The 19522-nt window shown below is 68.3% G+C and carries 17 protein-coding genes and 1 pseudogene; 6 read left to right on the forward strand and 12 right to left on the reverse strand.

The window, feature by feature from the left end:
- Positions 1 to 380, forward strand: a pseudogene (locus DKT69_RS39975) (hypothetical protein); the annotation flags it as partial.
- A gap of 267 nt (positions 381 to 647) precedes the next feature.
- Here DKT69_RS39975 and DKT69_RS20915 read toward each other — a convergent pair.
- Positions 648 to 1529 (reverse strand): ATP-binding protein, encoded by an 882-nt coding sequence (locus DKT69_RS20915; protein WP_201749771.1) that lies wholly within the window; start codon positions 1527 to 1529, stop codon positions 648 to 650.
- Between the two features lie 723 nt (positions 1530 to 2252).
- Here DKT69_RS20915 and lexA point away from each other — a divergent pair.
- On the forward strand, positions 2253 to 2903 hold the full coding sequence (lexA, locus tag DKT69_RS20920; RefSeq protein WP_109803217.1) for a transcriptional repressor LexA: 651 nt from the start codon (positions 2253 to 2255) through the stop codon (positions 2901 to 2903).
- 93 nt (positions 2904 to 2996) lie between these two features.
- Here lexA and DKT69_RS20925 read toward each other — a convergent pair whose 3' ends face one another.
- Entirely contained in the window at positions 2997 to 3209 is a 213-nt protein-coding gene (locus DKT69_RS20925) for a helix-turn-helix domain-containing protein (protein ID WP_161557911.1), read from the reverse strand.
- A 131-nt stretch (positions 3210 to 3340) separates the two neighbouring features.
- Here DKT69_RS20925 and DKT69_RS37845 point away from each other — a divergent pair, with 131 nt between their 5' ends.
- Positions 3341 to 4057, forward strand: coding sequence for a hypothetical protein (locus DKT69_RS37845; RefSeq protein WP_146231161.1), 717 nt, complete (start codon positions 3341 to 3343; stop codon positions 4055 to 4057).
- 41 nt (positions 4058 to 4098) lie between these two features.
- On the forward strand, positions 4099 to 4320 hold the full coding sequence (locus DKT69_RS20930) for a hypothetical protein (protein WP_109803219.1): 222 nt from the start codon (positions 4099 to 4101) through the stop codon (positions 4318 to 4320).
- Positions 4321 to 4475: 155 nt separating this feature from the next.
- On the opposite strand, the gene DKT69_RS20935 is transcribed toward DKT69_RS20930, so the two are convergent.
- The gene (locus DKT69_RS20935) at positions 4476 to 4778 is read right to left on the reverse strand and encodes a hypothetical protein (RefSeq protein ID WP_146231162.1); all 303 of its coding nucleotides are present in this window, start codon (positions 4776 to 4778) and stop codon (positions 4476 to 4478) included.
- Positions 4779 to 5280: 502 nt separating this feature from the next.
- Here DKT69_RS20935 and DKT69_RS20940 point away from each other — a divergent pair.
- Positions 5281 to 7107, forward strand: coding sequence for an ATP-dependent nuclease (locus tag DKT69_RS20940; protein WP_146231163.1), 1827 nt, complete (start codon positions 5281 to 5283; stop codon positions 7105 to 7107).
- Complete coding sequence (locus tag DKT69_RS20945; RefSeq protein ID WP_161557912.1) at positions 7104 to 8975, forward strand: UvrD-helicase domain-containing protein; 1872 nt, start codon at positions 7104 to 7106, stop codon at positions 8973 to 8975. The genes DKT69_RS20940 and DKT69_RS20945 overlap by 4 nt, the downstream gene beginning before the upstream one ends.
- Positions 8976 to 9231: 256 nt before the next feature.
- Here DKT69_RS20945 and DKT69_RS20950 read toward each other — a convergent pair whose 3' ends face one another.
- The 9 genes from DKT69_RS20950 to DKT69_RS20990 form a co-directional block, all read right to left on the reverse strand.
- Positions 9232 to 10551: a hypothetical protein gene (locus DKT69_RS20950; RefSeq protein WP_109803223.1), complete on the reverse strand. Its 1320-nt coding sequence runs from the start codon at positions 10549 to 10551 to the stop codon at positions 9232 to 9234.
- A gap of 143 nt (positions 10552 to 10694) precedes the next feature.
- Entirely contained in the window at positions 10695 to 10886 is a 192-nt protein-coding gene (locus DKT69_RS20955; protein ID WP_109803224.1) for a hypothetical protein, read from the reverse strand.
- A 117-nt stretch (positions 10887 to 11003) separates the two neighbouring features.
- Positions 11004 to 11519: a trypco2 family protein gene (locus DKT69_RS20960; protein ID WP_109803225.1), complete on the reverse strand. Its 516-nt coding sequence runs from the start codon at positions 11517 to 11519 to the stop codon at positions 11004 to 11006.
- 11 nt (positions 11520 to 11530) lie between these two features.
- Positions 11531 to 14176: a CHAT domain-containing protein gene (locus tag DKT69_RS20965; protein WP_109803226.1), complete on the reverse strand. Its 2646-nt coding sequence runs from the start codon at positions 14174 to 14176 to the stop codon at positions 11531 to 11533.
- 619 nt (positions 14177 to 14795) lie between these two features.
- Positions 14796 to 15662 (reverse strand): PIN domain-containing protein, encoded by an 867-nt coding sequence (locus DKT69_RS20970; RefSeq protein ID WP_109803227.1) that lies wholly within the window; start codon positions 15660 to 15662, stop codon positions 14796 to 14798.
- A gap of 76 nt (positions 15663 to 15738) precedes the next feature.
- Positions 15739 to 16104, reverse strand: a complete 366-nt coding sequence (locus DKT69_RS20975; protein ID WP_109803228.1) for a hypothetical protein — start codon at positions 16102 to 16104, stop codon at positions 15739 to 15741.
- An 87-nt stretch (positions 16105 to 16191) separates the two neighbouring features.
- The gene (locus tag DKT69_RS20980) at positions 16192 to 17094 is read right to left on the reverse strand and encodes an RNA polymerase sigma factor (RefSeq protein ID WP_161557913.1); all 903 of its coding nucleotides are present in this window, start codon (positions 17092 to 17094) and stop codon (positions 16192 to 16194) included.
- Positions 17095 to 17148: 54 nt separating this feature from the next.
- On the reverse strand, positions 17149 to 17388 hold the full coding sequence (locus tag DKT69_RS20985; RefSeq protein ID WP_146231164.1) for a hypothetical protein: 240 nt from the start codon (positions 17386 to 17388) through the stop codon (positions 17149 to 17151).
- Between the two features lie 832 nt (positions 17389 to 18220).
- Positions 18221 to 19354, reverse strand: a complete 1134-nt coding sequence (locus DKT69_RS20990) for an AbiJ-related protein (RefSeq protein ID WP_146231165.1) — start codon at positions 19352 to 19354, stop codon at positions 18221 to 18223.
- Positions 19355 to 19522: the final 168 nt, after the last annotated feature.

The following is a 19522-nucleotide window of genomic DNA, read 5'->3' on the forward strand; positions in this document are numbered from 1 at the left end:
TCACGCACCACGCCGCAGACCACCTGGGCAACGACCGGGACCCTGCGGTCGACCGCAGGGTCCCGGTCGTTGCCCAGGTGGTCTGCGGCGTGGTGCGTGAGCACGGGTACGCGGAGGTCCGGGAGGTGCCCGGTGACCAGCTTGCCGTCCTCCGGAAGGAGATTCGGTCACTGATCAGGCAGCAGACGGGCCACCCCGCCCAGACACTCGTTCACGGCGATCTCCTGCTGGTGGTATGTGATCCGCTGCGGGACCCGGAGGCAGAGATGCGCGCGGCGGCCGAAGCGGTAGGAGCAGTGCTGTTCGGGGATCAGCCGCTTCCGGCCACGCGACCCGAGCAGCCTTGGATTGTCACGTGGACCGCGTGGGACCTGGGCTAGATGCCGGATCGGCCCTTCCGCGTGCTCGCCACTCGCGGCTGCTTGAGCTGGATCTGCAGCGCGGCTCCTGGACGCGGTCAGATGGGCGGGGTTGCGGTGCTCGCCGCTGTCGGTCCGGCCCTCCCCTACGGCCCACATGCCGACCGCGGCGAGGACGCACGCTGTGGTGAGTGCGGTGAGCACGAGGTGGTAGCCGTGCGGACTAGGCGGCCAGAGCCGTGTTTCCGCAGCTCAACCCCAAGATTCGTGTACTAGCGGATCAGCACATCAGTGGAACCCAGGGAGTCGGATGACCTCTAGAAGCTGGCGTGTGACGGCTTCGCTGCCGTCGTCGATCGCGGCCAATGCCCCCGCTTGGATCAGGTGGGACAGGTTGCCGATCATCCCGTGCGTTCGTTCGTGTAGGTACCGGTCTAGGCGGATAAGGGTGCCATCCTCGTGGCGGTGCAGCCGCAGTCCGGCCTCCAGGTTGGCCACCAGGCCCTCCCACTCGGGCCCATAGGGAATCGCCCCCGCTTTGACGAGCGTTATCTGGCGAGCGGTTTGCGCGGCGTGCCCCCCGGTGAACAGCCCGGATTGTTCGAGGTTGATCCCTGCGTAGACGAACGTCGCCGGCAGGCGCTCGGTCAAGTAACTGAGCTGATCGGAAGGGTACTCACCGGCGGCGGTAGGCAGGTACAGGTTGTGGATCTCGTCAACCAGCACCAGGTCACATCGGGCTTCAGTGAGCGCTTGGCCGACCCCGTCGACGAAGTTGGTGAAGCCGGCCCGCGGGTTGATCGGTGACAGGCCGAGAAACCGGGCGACCTCCGCAACAAGGTTGCGGGGAGAGCATTGCGGCGGGGTGGTCACGTAGACCACGGGGATGCGGTCTTGGCTGGGATAGCGCTGGCGAATCCACAGCTCGTAGGCGCGCCCGAGCTGCGTGAGGCCGGTGCTCTTGCCCGTGAACGGGGGTCCCGACACGACCAGGCCACGGCGGGCGATGGAGTCGTGATGGTTGAGCTGGGTCAGCCCAACCTGCTCTTCGATCTCCTGAATAGTGGGGGTCGCCAAGACCACCCTTCCGCAGTGGTAGTCGAACCGGGCCTTGTTGTAGGCCGGGCGTGCGGCCTCGGACAGCGCGGCCCACTCGGCCTCGGGGAGCAACTCGAAGTGGGGCGGGACTGCCTCACAAAACGGCGCCAGCCGCGCAAGGTTGTGATCGGGTCGGGCCGCTCATTCGGCAGGCCGTCGCCGTGCCCCTCGGCGTTTACTGCCATTGCGTGGCCTCCTCGTTTGCATCGAAGACGGCGAGTGGAAGGCCTTGCCAGCTGCATCTCGTCTAGTTCCGGCTTGGCCGGTGTCGCCACGAATCGGTGCCGTCGGTAGTCGCGGTTGGGCGGGCAGAGGCGGATGCCGCGGCGCAGATAGGTGCCACCACCCGCCCCGCGGCCGCTGGTGGCTCCGCCATCGCACCGCCCTCTCAGATTGATCGACGATGATGGTAGCGGTCGCATGGCCGAAGGCGGAAGACATTCAGCGGGCCACGCCGGGGTCCGACATGACTTCAACCGAACATCGATCGGCCGTACGACGACCGGAAGGAGATTCAGCCAGCTGCCGGTGGCGGTTAGCTTCGAGCCTCCATCTCCCGAACGAGGCCAGATCGGATGTGCAGCGGCGGTTGTTCGTGGAGACGAACCTGCCACAGCCGGGCAGGCGGTCGTGGCTGACGGCGATCGGCGACAACGTCGACTACACCCACTGCCTCAAAACGCACGTCCGGATACGGCTTCGCCGTTTCCCCGGGGAGTCCGAGGAGTTCGGATACCCAAACCCGCACCGAGCGCGTTAGTACGCGCGTTCTAAAATCTGTTGTATTGTCCATGGATGACAACCTCCGATGGGGCCGAGGCCGAGCCGCCCCACGTCAGCGCCAAGCAGCAGCGCGTCCTGACGGTGATTCACGATTGGATCCAGCAGCACGGCTACCCACCCACGGTGCGCGAGATCGGCGCAGCGGTCGGGCTTGGCTCTCCCTCGTCCGTGGCGTACCACTTGAACATTCTGGAACGGCGTGGCCTCCTGCGTCGTGAGGCAAACGCGTCCAGGGCGGTCGACATCCGCAGGGCGCGGGTTGGTACGGCATCGAACGGAGCAGACGAGCCAAGTGTCAAAGTTCCGGTGCTTGGCACTATCGCTGCCGGTGCCCCGATCCTCGCCGAGGAACACGTGGAGGACGAGCTGACGCTGCCTCGCGCCCTAGTAGGGCACGGCACGTTGTTCGCTCTGATAGTTAAGGGCGATTCCATGATCGAGGCGGCAGTCTGCGAGGGAGATGTGGTCGTCGTGCGCCAGCAGGCGGTCGCCGAGAACGGCGACATCGTCGCCGCGATGATCGAGGGCGAGGCGACGGTCAAGGCCTACCGGAGCCGCGACGGTCGCGTCGAGCTCGTCCCGCGAAATCCGCTCTACGAGGTGATCTCCGCCGAACATGCGGTCATCCTGGGCAAGGTCGTCTGTGTGCTTCGGCGCGTCTAGCGTCCGGCCGACGTCTGCTTACGGACGTCGGCGCCGTCCTCGGCTGCTGCGATGCCAGCTAGTTGGTACGGCTGTCTGTGCAGGCCGTCTGGGCTAGTCGCCCGATGGCACGCCGACGGCATGCGCGATGCCGTGCAGGACGCCGATCGTACAGTTGATGCGGCCCCCCTCGACCTCAACCAGCATCCGCCGGGAGATGCCGCTGCGCTCGGCGAGGCCGTCGAGGGTGAGATTGGCCGCGCGTCTGGCCTTCGCGACCGCATGGCCGAGCGCCGCAAGGTCCACGGGCGGCGGCGGCTCGATCACAAGAATTCAGGCAAGTCGCCGCTAGAACTCTTGTCAGTGCAGGATAATGCCCTAAATTGGGGGGCATGTGGCCGTCGCCCGTCGCCTCACTGCAGCTCTTTCGGCGACCAAGCCCGGATCGCAGGGTTGGGGTGGTCGCGAACGAGTTGGGCCGCTGGCGCCCGTGCCTGCAGGACGGCGATGCGATGATCGACCGTGAGCGGGCCTACCGAGCCTTCGACGACCGCCATCCGTCGGCCCCGTGGGTCAGCGCGCATACCATCGCTGGCAAGGTGGCGAGCCTCCGTCGTGCGGTTTGGCGGGCACTCGTCGACGGCGCCGACGAGGCCATGCACGTAGCGCTGTCACCGACCCAGCTCGCGGCGGCGATCGCAGCAGCGTCTGGACGACGTCCGGCGAACAGGGCCAACGTCCAGGCCTCCTTGAGATGGCTACAGGCGGCTGGATTGCTGAAGGTCGTCGACCACGGCAACGGCCAGCGCTGCAACACCTACCAACTCTGCATCCCAACGCCAAGGGGGTCGACCCGACCGCAGCGACCCGCGCAAGATCACCGGCTCCAGGCCTTCGACATCCGTGCCAAAGCATGGAGCCCGCAAAGACGCCGCACCTGGCGGGCTGTGTGGCAGGCGCTCCTCGCGGCGGCCGACTCAGAGGGCGTTTTCGTCGGCGACGTAGCAGAGCTTGCTGACGCGGCGAGCGACAGGCTCGGCATCGACATCGCCGACGAGACAGTCGCAAAGATCCTGCGATGGGGTGTCGCCACCCAGCTAACTGATCAAGCTCGCGGCGGACGCATTCCCCTGTATCGAATTAGGACGCAACCTGCAGTGAGTTCCGGCTGTTGAGTTTCGTCTCAAACAAGCAGATAAACAGGAGGGGGACGCCGATGAGGCGGGACGAGGTTGCGCAGCAGGCAGGCGAGCCCATCGACTGGAGTACGGCCCAGGTGGACACCACGGACCGGCGGACACGGGCGGCCTACACGGTGAGCTTTGACTCCGACGACAAGCTGATCCAGTGGCTGGAGGCCGAAGCGGGCCGGCGGGGAATGAACCCGATCGAGCTGATGCGAGACCTCCTGGGCGAGGCGTACCGGCGCGCCGCCTGACGGCATGCCGTCCAGCGCGGTGACTGCCTAAAGTCCGCCGGAGCAGCCGCCCGGTCAGGTCGAGGCGCTCGTGAGGTCCACCCACCTGGCTCGTGTCAGTTCTCAGGCGAAGTGGCCGCTTCTCGGTTGCCCTGGCCCTGGGTCTGCCCAGCTTCTCAGTGGACGGCCTGGGTCGCGTGGGCGATCGCCCGGCGAAGCGCGGACAGCGACACGGACCGGTCGTTCTCTAGTTCGGTCAGGCCGAGCTCGATCCACTCGCGGATGAGGGTGGATGGCTTGACGCCGGCCTTATCTGCGGCGGCGCGTACCCGCTGGTCCAAGTCAACGGGCAGACGCACCCCGCGCATCACCATCCGCTCGGTGTCCGCCGTCGGCGGCAGCTCTACCTGGGCGGTCTCGTCGTACTCCACCTCACCGCGGGCGAACGCCTCAGCCGCCCGGACCACGTCCTCGCTCATCACCCGCCGACCTCCCACGCCTCGTAGCGCTTCAACTGAGCCGGGGCCATCGCCCGGGCCCGATGATCTGCTGGCCACCATCGAGCTGGAGCGGCCGGGCGACAAGGACACGCTGACCAGCGGCGAGGAGGAGCAGGCTGCCTCGATGCAGGGTGCCTTCCAGAAGCGCCGTTGGCGGGAGCGCCCTCCGCCGTCGCGACCCAGCACTGTTCAGACAGCTCCGACCGCTTCCAACGACCGCCGGAGACCGGTCATATTCAAGCACGACCATCTGTCGGCGATCTCCACGACCCAGTCCGCCGACGCTGGTGAGCTCGGGAGGGCCGTTTGTAGATCCTAAGTTTGAGGAGCATCGACGGCGCCTCAAACAGCGATCCGTGGGCTCCACGGCACCATCCGCTTCAGGCCGTTCCACGGTCCGCCGATCCCACGCCGACCCGCAGGTTGAACAGCGTCACTAAGCTGCCAAATTACGCACGCTGCGCGATGAAGGGAGGGCGCAGTGTACCTAGGGGAGCTGGGCCTGTTTGGGTTCCGCGCGTTCGCTGACGCGCGGATCCGGCTTCGGCGTGGGGTGACGGTGCTCCTAGGCGAGAACAGCGCCGGCAAGTCGGGCGCGACCGACGCGTTGCGCATGCTTACCGAGCCCTTGGATGGCCGACGGTCGTTGTGGGCCGACGATAATGACGTGTGCCGTACCGGCGACCACGCGAGCTTCACACTCCGGATGGCGCTGCGCGGCACGGCGTTCGAACTCGCCCCGTACAGCGACGCCTTCGCCCCGTCGCCACGGACCGGCGAGGCGGAAGCACGCTACGCGCTAACCTATGAACCTCCTGGCGCGGCGGAGACCCGTGGTCGGATGAGCTGGACCGCCGGCAGCGGCGCGGTCGCCGACGACCCCGACCCGGGGGCGCGCAGTCGGCTGCGGCACGTGTATCTACCTCCGCTGCGGGACGCCGCCCGCGAGCTGGGCCCTGCCGGCAGTTCCCGGATCCGGGCGATCGTCGAGCGGATGCTCGCCGACGAGGCCTTCGTCGACGAGGCCGGCGACCGCCACGACCGGACGCGTTTCCAGAGTGAGGTCGGTGAGCACCTGCGCCGCATCGAGCTCAATACCGTACTGGTGCGCGCGTCGCAGAAGGTCAACGAGCCGTTGACCGAGCTGACCAGCGGTGCGCACGAACACATCACCGACCTGGGCTACGGTCGCGCGGACCTCACCAGCTTGGTTCGCGGGTTGCGGATGCGGATGGCGGACGCCGGAGTGGAGCCACGCGACCTCGCCGAGTCAGGCATGGGCTACGCCAACCTAGCCTTCATCGCGACCGTACTGACCCACCTGCACGCCGCAGCCCAGGCAGATCTCACACTCCTGCTGGTAGAAGAGCCTGAGGCGCACCTGCATCCCCAGTTGCAAGCCGTCTTGCTGGACTACCTGGCCCGCACCGCGCGGGACTCCCAACGCACAACCGACAACGGGTGGCTCGGCCGAATCCAGGTCGTTGTGACCACGCACGCGCCGCTTCTGGCCGCCCACACCGACGTCGACGACATCGTCGTGCTCCAACGCCGCCCCGTCACCGCCCCCCAGAACGCCACCAGCGACCCACCCGGCCGTGCAGCCCCGGTAAGGTTCACCGCCTCCGCGGTGGCAGTCGCCGAGCTCGGCCTGGACCCCGCCGACAGGGCACGCGTCAACCGGTACCTCGATGCCACCCGCAGCAGCATGCTCTTCGGCCCGCGCACCGTCCTGGTCGAGGGCATCGCCGAGGCGCTCCTGCTCCCAGCGATGGCCCGCACCCTGTTCACCGGCCGGGACTGGACCCGCTTCATCGGCTCGACCATCGTCGCGATCGACGGCGTCGACTTCGGCCCGTATCTGCGGATGCTCCTGACCATGACGCCGTCGGGTCGCATCGCGAACCGAGTCGCGGTGCTGACCGACACCGACCCCGGCAAGCGTCACGACCCCGTCGGAGCCCTTCGCCGGCTGATCCACACTCTGGGCGCCACCGACGCCGCAGCCGTATTCGCTTCACCCAGCACCCTCGAACCCGAGCTGCTCGATGCCGGCAACACTGCCTTCTGGCCGGCATGGTCGGCGCAGCGCCCCACCGCCGGGCCCCGGTTGAAGACACGCGTCGACGCCGCCGCCGACGCCGACGAGCGGGCCCGCATCCTCATCTCCGCGATGAAGAAGACACGCCTGCGCAAGGGCGACTTCGCGCAGAACTTCCTGGATCACACCACCACCGACGGCCATGCGCTGCAGGTACCGGCCTACATCCGCGAGGCCCTGACCTGGCTGGTGGCACCACTGCCATGACGACACCCTCGACCGTGCTCCCCACGAGCGAAGGCCTGCAACGGCACCGGGCGATAGCCGCCACCCAGCAGGACGCCGTCGTGACCGCCGCCGTTCCTCACGCCGTCGTGGCCTGCCCCGGCGCAGGAAAGACCCGCACCATCGTCAACCGGCACTGCGCCACACCACGCAACCAGCCGATCGGGCGCGCCATCACCTCCTTCACCAAGATCGCCGCGGCGCAGATTCGCGCCCGCGCCCACGAACTCGGCCGCCCCGACCTCCTGCAGCACCCCCACGCGATCATGACCTTGGACGGATTCTTCTGGCGCTTCCTCGTCCGGCCGTTCCTACCGCCACCCGACGACGTCAACCGCCGACCGTTCCGGCGGGTGGAAAGCTGGCGCGACGCGCCACGCCAACTGCGCCAAATCGACTACCTGCCCGACCCCACCAAGCCCCGCCAACGACACACCTTCGACCTCGCAGAGTTCCAGTTCCGCTACCCAGGCCAGCTCGCCGCACCGATCGCGACTCTGACCGGTCGCGCCCGTAGCGATGGCGGCCGCCGTCACCTCAGCGACGAGCAGATCGCGACCGTGTGCCGCCTCGCCGAGCAGCAGCGCACCCGACTGGCCAACGACTACCGGCTGTTCACCGGCGAAGAAACCCGCCGCGCGGCCGACCGCAATCTGGCCAACCACGCACATCTCCTCGGGCAGACCCTTCCCGCGCGGTTCAGCGAACTCATCGTCGACGAAGCCCAGGACTGCTCCGACGTCGATGTGAACCTGCTACTGGCCATCCAAGAGCTGGGCCTTCCCACCCTCGTCATCGCCGACCCGGACCAGGCCATCTACGGCTTCCGCAGCCCCGGCCCGCCCGCGATCAATCGCCTGCTCGATCACATGGAGACGGTCGAGCTGACCGGCAACTGGCGCTCCTCCACCACCGTGTGCCGCCTCGCCGCAACCATGCGCGCTGACCCACGCCGGCGAACCCCCGATATCGCCCTCGCCGACCACCACGACATCGACCTGCCCATCCACCTCATCCCCCTCGACGGCGGAAAGGAGCTGTCGACCTTCGACGACATCGCCGCCCGGGCCGGCATCCCCCCAACGCGCCGCCTCGTCCTCGCCCACGCCGCCGCGACGCTGCCCGGCGTCGGCGCCGACCCCCGACGACCACCAGCCAACCCCACCAGCGCGCTGGCATGGGCGGTTGCGATGCTCCGCCAGGCGGCTCCGGACCAACGCACACGGGCCCTGGCTGAACAGATCCTCCAAGCCGGGCTGGTGCGCTACTGGATGCCCGACGCCGATTACATCGCCGCCACCGACCGCCGCGACACCTATGGGATCGACCCGCACCACCTGCGCCGCCTCGCCGCCCGCGCGCTCGACGAGCTACCCGACCTCTCCCTGCCCGCCGCCGAATGGTGCGCCGCCGCCCGCCGCATCCTCAATACGCTGCGGCCTTTGCCCGACAACACCACGCCCGCAGGAACGACCCTCACCTGCCCACCGGGCAAGAGCACCAAGACCGCAGCATCGCTCGCCGGCGTGCCCACAACCGCTGTTACCGAGCACACGGTCCGCACCGACACCGTGCACCAAGTCAAAGGCGAAGAAGCCGACGCCGTTCTGATGCTCCTCCCAGACGACGACCGCACCACCCACCTGCTCACCATCTGGGCCGCCGACGCGATCCCCGCACCCGCCGGAGCAGGCCCCGCCCCGCACGAGACCGCCGAAGCCCTGCGCGTGCTCTACGTCGCCGTCACCCGCGCCCGCCGACTCGCCGCGCTTGCCCTCCCAGCCCAACACATCACCGCGACCGCCCAATACCTCACCAGCCGTCACGTACCCACAAACGTGACTACCTGACAGGCGTCATCACCCAACGGATCATCGGCGTCGAGCACCCGACGCCGCCCGGTGCGCGCTTCAGACAACACCGGCCCTGGCCGCCTAGTCCTCGTCACCCGGGGCAAGGCTGAAGCGATCACAAACCTAGGCGAAGCTGATACGACTGAAGTGGGTACAGAGCGTCGGTGATCGCCTGACGCAGCTCGTGGACGCGCATGCGTACCGTCACCATCGCAGCCTGTCCGCAGCGGGCGGATACCGATCGGCGCAAAGATCACCGAGGGCTGGGGTAGCTCTGCGTGGGCACGTACAGGCGGCCGCCGGGGTACTGCCTCCCGACCGTTGGCGCCTGGCGCACTGGCCAGGTGGTCAGTGCCGCAACGCCGCCGGGTACGCCAAGGCGGGCCAACGCGTGATCGAGCCAGGCCGGTTCCTCGGCGCACATCTCGGTGATCAGGGCATACTGTCCGGGCACGCATAGCCGGCGATGCACGACAATGCTTTCTCGAACCAGGGAGCCAGGCATCGTCCGGAGGAAGGCCGCGCCGCGGTGGTGGGTCTCGGTGGCGTCGTCGAGCGGCCCGCCGAAGCGCATCTCGCCAGAAGTCAGCACGACACCGAGCACGTGTGGATGGGCGTCAAATAGCGGACCGAGGGCCTGCTGAAGCACCTTGACCTTCTGGGGCAGTGGATCACTGGCGAAGGCAGTCAGCGGCCACAGCGCCCCTGCGTCTTCCAGCCACAGCCAGGCCGCTCCTGCGGACTGAGTCTTGATGGCCTTCTTCATGAGCGCTTGCAGCAGACGATGGCCTTCGTCGGCCTCCCACAGCGGCCCGGTGATCTGCGTCCCGGTCGGCGCCGGGCCAGGTCGGGCGGTCAACGTCGCACCATTGACGACAACCTCGATCGGAACTCCGGTCGCCGATACCTCGGCGGCTGCCGCGTCCACGGCCTCCTTCCACTGAACGTCGGGTTCTGTAGGCAGTTCGCCATCCCAGTGCACGTCGTGGCGGACTTCCAGCACCCGGAGATGCATCATGGCATCGTCGATCCACCGGCTGTGGGCCCGGAAGCCCTGGCCCGGGCCCAGCGCCCGGACCTCGACAAACACGTCACTGCCGGCGCGTACCGCCCGCAAGTCCCCAGGCCCGCCCTGCGGTTTTACCGGCTCAAGCGTTAGCCGCGCACCGGCTTGGCTAGCGAGGACCGCCAGCCGGGCCAAGGCAATGTGATGGCGGAACTCCTCGGCCGCCGGGTTGACGCGCAGGTTCTTCCGTACCTGGCCGATGCCCTGGACCCCGGCGTCGACCAGGACCTGCAGGCGAGCCCACAAGCTGATCGCGGCGACGAACGCCGGCGCGCCCAGCAGCGAGGCGAAGTAGGGCATCACCGTCGGTCCGGTTGTACCTGGTCCGGGATGGGTGGCGCGGTGCAGCCAACCAGGTCCGAAGAATGCGTCCAAGTCCGTGATCGCTCGGCTCGCAACTTGGTGGCCGAGCGGCGTCAGGTACTCCGCCTCGGCGGGATCGCCGATGGCGACCGCCCAGTCCAATTGTTGGCGGCCGGCCTCGACGTCACGCCACGCATCGTTCACGTCCCTAGCTTCCCCTGCCTCACCATCACTTTTCCTGACACCGCACCCTTAGCGGCTGCGGGCCGAGCGCGCGCTTCTCCACCAGGTGCTCCGGGCTCACGAGGCCGTCACGCCTCCGCACTCGGGTGTGGACGTAGCGACCGTTATCTGTACCGGGCGGGCCATGGCCGCTGGCGTGACTCGTGCAGCTCCTGCGGGTACTGCAGGTAAACGTTGGTGTCGAGCACGACCAGGACGCCGGCGCGGTGGAGCTGGTCGACGCGCTCCTTGAGGCTGCGGATGGCCTGCTCGAAGACGGGCGACTCGCTCGGTGAGCTCGGTGGAGACCAGGCCATTGAGGACCCCGCTTTCCTCCCGGTTTTCCGAACGGGACGGCGGCCGCGAGGATGGTCTCGTAGGTGCGAAGTCCGATCAGATGCTCCAGCTTGTGGGACGGAGGTCTCTTCTCCTTCCTAGCCCGCTTTGCCCCCTACGAGTTCGATGCGGAGGGTGTTGGTTACCTCCTCGGTCAGCTCGCCCTCCGCGCCGACCGAGATCGTGCCCTGGTCGGTGACCCCGAAGACGAGCTCGACCGTCGCGGTCTCCAGGACGAGGGGATCGTCGCCTCCGGTACCGGCGGCGACCGCGGCCCGGACTGTGGTGATTGCCTCGACGAGGGCTTCCTCGACGGCGTTGTTGCGCAGCTCGTACCGGTCCTGCAGGTCCTCTGGGACGAGCGTGAGGTCGATCGTGTGGGCCCTCTGCCGGGATCGGCTGCCACCCACCTTGACGTTCCAGCCGATCACCGGAACCCGGAAGTCGAGGCCGCCGCCGAGCTTCGTGGTGACGACCACGTTCAGGGTCAGCTGGACCGAGCTGGTCCGTAGGTCCCGTCCCGCGTCGGTGGTGGAGATGCCGGCCTGCTTGACCGCGTCCTTCACCGCCGCGACCAACTCTTCGACGGGCACGCTGTAGTCGATCACGTCCATGGTGGAGCCTTTCAGGCAGCGGTGGCGAACGGGTCGCCGTACACGGTGTACGCAAGCCAGGTCGGGTCGAGCGGGTCCTCTTGCTGCTCGGTCCGTGCGACGAGGGCCGCGGTACCGAGGGTGGCGCCGTCTGCCAGGGAGCGGTAGAACGCGGTCGCGAAGCGGGCCGAGCTTTCGGTACGAACGGCCCACAGCGTGCCGACGAACGCGCCGGCGCCGGACGACATGAACTGCTGGGCCCAGCCGAGCATCTTCGTGTACGTCGGCGCCGCGCCGGCGCTGCGGCAGGCGTTGATGAAGACCAGAGGGCCGATCTGCTCCAGGGTCTTGCGGATGGCGGCCTCGGCGAGCAGGGCCGGCTTGAACCGGCCGCCGTCCATGTCGATGAAGGAGCCGTCCGCGGAGAACGTGTTGTGGCAGGCGAAGTGGGTGGCGCCCATCTCCCCCGAGTTGATCAGGGCGAGCAGGTCGTCCGCCTTGGTGATCGGGTCGCCGTGGGCCGTGCCCAGGATCGCGCTGACCGCCGCGACCTCGTCGTACACGCCGGTGGGCGCCCTGGTCGGCACGACGAAACGTGGATTTCCGAGCCCCACCGTCGGGGTGCGGCGCTGACCGTAGGTGCGGCGTACCACCGGGACCTGCTCGACCAGGAAGCCGGCGTCGTTGCCCGTGTTGAGCGGGTAGAGCAGCTCCCACGGGACCAGGTCGTAGTCGGTGGCGATGGTGAAGGCGCTCATGTCCGCGCCGACCTGCCAGAACTGGTCGCGGATGTCGGCCGGCACCATATCCGACCACAGCTGGATGCCGGCCGACCGGATCACCTCGCGGGTCATCGTGGCGCTGTATCGGGAGCTGCCGCCGGCCAGCTGCTGCAGCTCCTTGATGGCGTTCTCCACGGCGGCGTTCGGCGTGTTCGCGACCGACTCGACAACCGGGGCGAACAGCGCCGCGTCCGAGCGCAGCTGAAAGATGTACTGGCTGCCGTTGAACCGCACCTCCATGGTGACCTCTCCGGGCCGCGCGCTCGCCGCGCCCAGCGACGCAGCCTTCGGCTGCCCATCGCGGAACGCCCCGCCGACGTCCGCGGAGACCTCGACGGAGACCTCGGCCAGGAAGGTGCCGCCGGCCCACGCCGTCACATCAATGCGATGCAACCCGGGGATCCGCGCACCGAACCCGAACCGGATTGGCGGCGGGTCCTCCGCCGGCTTGAGTAGCACGGTTTGCTGCAGCGGCCCCTCCGCGTGCAGCCCCACCGGCACGTGGACCGTCACGGTGACCGGCGCGCCATCATCGGTCACGACGAGGCTGGCCATCCGGGACATCACAGCGTCGGCTGGAACCGAGCGCCCGGCGCTGACGATCCGGACATCGACAGTCAGATCCTGACCCACCGGCACCTGAGTGGGCGCCCGAGCCACCAGCAGCCGCTCCGGCTGCCGCCCGGTCCCGGGGACGGACCCGATCGGCGGAAGGTCCGAGGGCTTGATGATGTCGCGCTCGAGCAACTCCGCCAGCACCCGACGCGCGCGGTCGTCGAGGCTGCCGCCGCGCTCGGCGAGCCGCTTCAGCACCTCGGCGGCATCGTCCGGGTGCTGGATCAGATGCTTCTGCAACATCTCCCTGGGGTTCGCCCTCAGGGCGTCGCCGAGAGACGCATGCCGTAGCTCCTGGCGTAGATCCGCCAGATGTTGTCTGGCCCTGTCGTCGAGCGTCAGCCGGGAGTGCACCGAGTGGATCGTGATTCCACCCCGGATGAGGGTGTTCCGATCGACCCCTCGGTCTATGGCCAACTCGGCCTCTCCGGCCTGCTCGGGCGCGAACTGCCGGGTGATCGACCGGCACGTGTCCAGCAGATGGTCACGGACCGGGACCAGGGCGTCCCTGATCGACTCCCGGACTACCTGTTCGGGTTCGGTGACCTGGAAGGTCACCTCGAGAGACGCCATGAAGTCGTAGACGCCGTCGCGGCTGGGCATCCTCGCCGCAAGGACGGCCTGGTGCTTCCGGACGTCCACCTCGTAGCGCGTCGAGTACCTGCCGCCCCTCAGATCGGACAGTCGCATCGGCCGGCCGCTGTCGAAGACCTTCAGGTCACCGGCACGGGTCGCGTAGACGATCGCTGTCGACGGTCGATATGTCGGTGCCATGCGGCTGGACACGGGCACGGGCGCTTCGCCGAGAATCAACGGGATGGTGGCGAGACTTTCGACCAGCTGGCGGAGGTCCTCCTCGGCAGTGCGAGTGTCGAGGCGCCAGAACTGCCGGCTGCTCAACGGCCGTATGGACGCCGGCAGCTCGCTGTCCGGTGGCTGTTCCGCTCCGCCGACCAGCACGGGCACGACCCTGATCCCGCGCTCCAGTGCGAATTCGATCTCGCTCCGGACGAAGTCCGAAGGATCATCCAGCCGTCGGCGAGACGTGTCGCTGAGCCAACCCTGCCCGATTACGACGATGAGCGCCCTCGCCCCTGCCAGCCGTTGCCACAGCTCGGCCCACAAGTTCGCACCGAGCGGAACCGGTCGGCTGTCCCGGAAGACGCTGTCGCCGCCGAACCGGTCGGTCAGAGCATCGTCGATCAGCCGCGCCGCGAACTCCTCGTCGCCGGCGCGATAGCTCAAGAAGAAGCTGACCATCATCGGCAACGTATCGAACATCCCAGCGGGAGTCACCGTACGCCCGGTGCGTCGCGCGCGACTGTCGGCCGGGCAGCGTACGCCGCCCGGCCCCTGCTACCTCCGACCGGGCGACCTTGCGGATCAGCCCGGCGAACATCGTGTTCCTCGCCAGGACAGCGGTGAACGCGCGGTGCCCGCGACTCGGCATCGACAAGCTGGCTGGCGATGACGTCGACGGCATCTGCTTGCATACACCCGGCGGCCTGGAGGTCCTGTTCCGCACCCGCCGCCGTCGGGCCACGGCCCCCGTGCAGCTGCTCAGTCGACGAGAAGCGGGCGGACGTCAAGGCTGAGGTTCGCCTGCCGGAGACACTAGTCAGCCGGAGTCGCGAGGTGGACGACACGGATGCCGCGAGGGTGCTCAGGGCCGCCCACCGCTAGGAGCCTCTACCGCCTGAGTAGCGCGGGCCCCTGCAGAGCCGCACCGCGTACCGGACTTCATCGAGCCGCACCCCGTCGTTGTAGCGCAGCTGCCCGCCGACCCTCCTCGCGCGGTAGCCACCTCAGAGACGATGAAGCTCGGCGGACCGTCGGAGTTGGGTTTGGGGCTCGCCCTCTCCCCCACCGGCGCGACAGGTCGCGACACATCGGCGCCCAGCTACTTCCCGTCGTCGGCCCTGGAGTGCTGGAGCTTGTGCACGTCCAAGCCGGCATTACGCCCTCGCAGCGTCATGCCCGTGTCGTAGGTGAGCAGGCGGACGCGGCGGCCGGCCAAGGCCTGCGTGGTGGCGGTGCGGTCGACGATCTCGTCGTCGGTGATCGGCAGCCGGGTGTGTCCCGGCGGGTCGAGGATGATGTCCAGGGTGATCCGGCCACGCGGGATGCCGCCGCTCTTGATCGGCGAGTAGTCCTGGTCGCGCAGCTGGCCACCGTCCCGTATCACCTGGTCGATCCTGGAGGTGACCATCCGGGCTCGACGCCGGACGTCCTTGTTCTGGTGCTGCTTCTTGCCGTCCAGCTCGTCGACCACGGCCATCGGCACCAGGATATGGATCGGCTCCTCACGCAGTCCGAGGTCCTGCCGCAAGTCGATCTCGTGCAGCTCCTGGGGGTAGTGCAGGTAGACGTTGGTGTCGAGCACGACCAGGACGCCGGCGCGGTGGAGCTGGTCGACGCGCTCCTTGAGGCCGCGGATGGCCTGCTCGAGAACAGCGACCCGCTCGGTGAGCTCGGTGGAGATCAGGCCGTTGAGGACCCGCTCCCCTCCCGGTTTCCCGAACGGGACGGTGGCGGCGAGGATGGTCTCGTAGGCGCGGAGCCCGATTAGCTGCTCCAACTCGGTGGGGCGGATCAGGTTGTGGAGCCGCCGGCGGACCTCGTGCACCCATTCGATGTAGGTGAACGCCCGCTCGACGGCCGCTGTCCCGCCGCCGCCCCCGATGATGTTGTGCAGCTTGTTGAGCAGGTCGCCGAGGGCGGAGTCGAGCACCGTGCGCTCGGTGCCGGGTAGCGGGTTGACGAGCATCCCGCCATTCAACACGGCCCCGGCCTCACCATGACGCCGGGCGGGCGGGAGGACGTCTGCCTCCCGCCCGCCCGGGTCACCGAAGCGCGTCGACCATGTCGTCTGACGGCTCGAACAGACGCCTGATCGGCCGCTCAAGGTTGTTGACGTCGACGGCGAGGTCCAGCACTCGCGGCGCAAGCGGATGGCCGTTGACCTTTTTCCCCGGATTCCGGACCATGCTGAATTCGTCGTAGACCTCCATCAGCGCGAGGGCGGCGCCGCGCACGACCCTAAGGGCTTGCCTCAGGCCGACAGCCCCGAGCTCCAGCTCGTCCGCCAGGTGGTTCAGCTCGGCGGCACGGCCGAGGGCATCGATGTAAGCCCTCGCGAGCTTCACCTTGCGCCCCGGTTGCGGCTCCGCGCGGACCGTGTCGCGGAGCTCCCCCAGCGTCTCCAGCATCGATTGGGCCAGTAGCCGAACGCGATCGAAGGTGTTCGGCTGTGCCGGCGCCTCGCAATCGCTTTGGGCGGCGGTGAGGACGGTGAGTTAGACGTGCAAGCGCTGGGTGTCCACCTCCACGGGCTCTGGGTCCGGGTGCTGCCCATCGCGGGCGAGCACGTCTGCAAGGCCGGCCTCGACGTCGAGCACGCCGGACTGCTCGCCGATGAACCGCTGGTAGTGCTCCTCCACAAGGATCTCCCGCAGGCCCGCCTCGATGTCCCACGTCGCTTCGAGCCGACTCTGAATGGTGTCCAGCTCCGCCCTGGCGGCCGCACCCAGCCGGTCGGGCGTGTCCATGTTTCGGTCGTTCACGCTCGCCCCCTCGTTCTGGTCGCCCTCGTCCCGGACCTGCAACAGCTCTTCGAGTCTCTTGCGCGCCTTGTAGAGGCTGCTGCGGACGGCCTCCGGGGTCATCCGCAACTGCGCGGCGATCTCGGCCGGGGTGTATCCCTCGAACGACCAGGCGAGCATCTGCCGCTGCCGCGCCGGCATCTGTTGCAGTGCCATCCGGATGTCCTGCTTGGCGTCCGCCGCGGTCAACTCGCACCCTGCGGCCGTCTCGGGGGTGTGCTCGGCGATGTCGTCAACAGGCATCGCGTCGACCTTGCCCAGCCGCTCGGCGTACGCCCGGGAGGCCGTTACCCGTGCCCATGCCTCGGGGGTGTCGATGGTGGCCCACCGCTGGTAGGCCTTGTGCATCGTCTCCTGCACGACGTCCTTGGCGTCCGCTTCCGACGCGCCCTGCCAGATGAGCCAGCCGGCCAGTCTGGCGGCGAAGCCGCGGTAGAAGGCGCTGAACTCCTCGACGATGCGCCCCCGGTTCGCCTCCGTGAAGAAGTTCGCCGCCAGGCGCTCCTTGACCTCCACCTGCAGGCGCTGGCTGCCGAGCTGGAGAATCCCGTCGGCATCTACCGACAACGCCTCAGCAGCGGTGGAGTCGGTCGGCACCACGCACGAGCGAATCCCATCCACCGCTCAGGTGTCGGCTCTTGAGTGGTCTGGTCATCCACGACGGTCTCCAGAGTGGCCGTTGGTAGGCACGCTCAGTGTGATGCACGACCCGTCGGACCGCTGGTCACGGAGCCGGCCACCGCCGGGCAGGGCCTCGGCGATGGCGATGAGCGAGTCACCGCGGGCCTTCTCCGCCTGGGCGCGCCAGCGCGCCCGGATCCAGAGTGCCGCCAGCGCGGTGAGGTTGCCGACGACCACGGCGGCCACCCACCCCCAACTGATGTTGTCCACTGCACCTCGCTCTACTCCGGGCGAGCGCCGGTGGCGCCCGTCTGGAAGGTAAGAGGGCGCCACCGGGCGGAGCGTGAACCGGCGTCCTCAAGAATTCTGCCCTGAGGCCTACGGCAGCCGGTGCGAGCTGACGACGGCGAGGCGGGCGCCGGTCCGCAGCGCGTCGAGCACCGGGGAGCTCCACCCGGGCGCGACGGTCCCGCACCTGTAGCAGCCCCCACAGGCGCGGTCGGTAATGCTGCTCGACGACACGTGAGCCGAGTTGGCACAGCTGGTCCAGGGTGTAGTCGCTGGTTCGGCTGCGCACGTACGCGCGCTTGCTGGCCATCGCGTCGTCGACGTCGCCATCTTCGAGCCCGAACGCCCGGCAGACGTCTGGGAGCTTGGTGGCACTGACCTGCCACAACGTCTCGGCGATCTCGTCGCGCAGCTGCATGGCATCCGTGCCGCTGCCCAGGTCGTTGCGGGCGAAGGGGTCGGCGAGCACGGGTGCGACGCTCACTTGGTGATTGCCGCTTTCCCCCCCACTTCCGGACACGATCAAACTGCGCTGCGACCACCTGCAGATCCGCCGGCCGAAACAGGCCGACGAACGCGGGATGTACGCGCAGCACCACGGGAACGGACGCGCGCTCCCACGGCAGCGATTCTCCGATCTCTACCTGCTCGGCCAGTGACAGCAGCCGCGCCGCGTGCTGGTACCCGGCTTGGACCAGCATCTGCGACACGGTGGCGAGTTCCTTGCTCGTCTGGCTATCCACCGTGGCGTCCCTCGGGCACGGGTGTCACTGTAGGCGAAGACACCGACACGGGACTGGTGCCTCCGTCCCGGTCATGAGTGGTACCGCTGGTGCAGGCGGTCGAAGAACGCGCTGAGCAGGTGCTGTGCGGCATCGTCGTCGACGAGCTCGGCGCCGCCGAAGCGGTACACCTCGTACCCCTTCAGGCGAAGGTCGCGATCTGCGCGCATCATGTCGGCGTACTGGCGCGGGTTGGCGCGGCCGTCGTCGTCGGCGTAGTGCTGCTTGCCGTCACATTCGATGACGACGCGGGCCCGGTGAGGCAGGAGCAGCAGGAAGTCCATGCGTTGACGTGGGAGCGGGCCGGGTGCCCGTCGCTCGGTCGCGGTGTATGGGTCGTAGTGCAGGTAGACCTGCGGGATCAGGGCCGGGATGTCGGGACCGAGCCGGACGTAGCGCCCGGCGTAGGTGCGCAGGATGCGCCGCTCGGCGTCGTTGTCGCCGAGCGACTGGTCCAGCCTGCGATAGAGACTGCGTGAGATGTCCCGGTCCGGCTCGCCGGTCATCCCTTGTCGATCGGCCCACCAGTCGGTCAGCTCGGCCCAGGTCAGGCCGTGAGCGCCCAGCGGCCGGTCGTACACCAGGCAGTTCTCGGCGTTGCGGACAAAGTGCAGGTCGTTGTTGACGGCGTCGTCGAGCACGATCTCCGGCTTGGGTCCGAGCGCGGCGAAGATGAGGTTCTTCATGGAGCCGCGCACGCCGGAGCCGATGAGGCGGTAGTCGAAGATCGGGGCACCGCTGATGGCATCGACCTGGACGATCTCGTAGCCGTCGTGGATCAGCACCTTGTTGAGGAAGTCCCGAAGCTGTTCGACCTCGGCAAGGTTGGTGCGGACCTCGGGGTGGAGCATCTCGACGAGGAAGGCCAGCAGTGCTTCGTCGTTGTCCGCCAGCCCGAACCGCTCATCCCTGAAGATCCAGTCGTCGGGCCAGTCGCATGGGTTGAGCAGACGGTGCTGAAAATTGTCGCGACCGGCGGTGTCGTAGCGCGGGTCGTTGCTCGGCATCTTCTCCAGCGGGTAGAGCCGGGCCAGGAAGTCTGGCTCGTCGAGGTCGCCGCTCCAGTGTGCCGTGGGCATAGCCGCGAACCCCTCGACCAGGCGGCGGCGGGTGACGTGGGTGATCCGGCCCGTCGCGGTCGCGCGCTGTATCGGCGAGGACATCATCGGGCCCCGAGTGTACTGATAGCCCCCGACGAGCCGCCCTTAGCTTGGCGTTTAACCCGTCTGCTTTCGTCGTTCGGTGATGGATAGGGCGCGTTTCACGGTCTTCCCGACGTCGTAGCTGGGCGCGGGTTGTCGGTTCTTCGAGCCTGGGGGTCGTCCGGGTCCTGG

Source organism: Micromonospora sicca (genome assembly GCF_003172935.1).
GTDB lineage: Bacteria > Actinomycetota > Actinomycetes > Mycobacteriales > Micromonosporaceae > Micromonospora > Micromonospora sicca.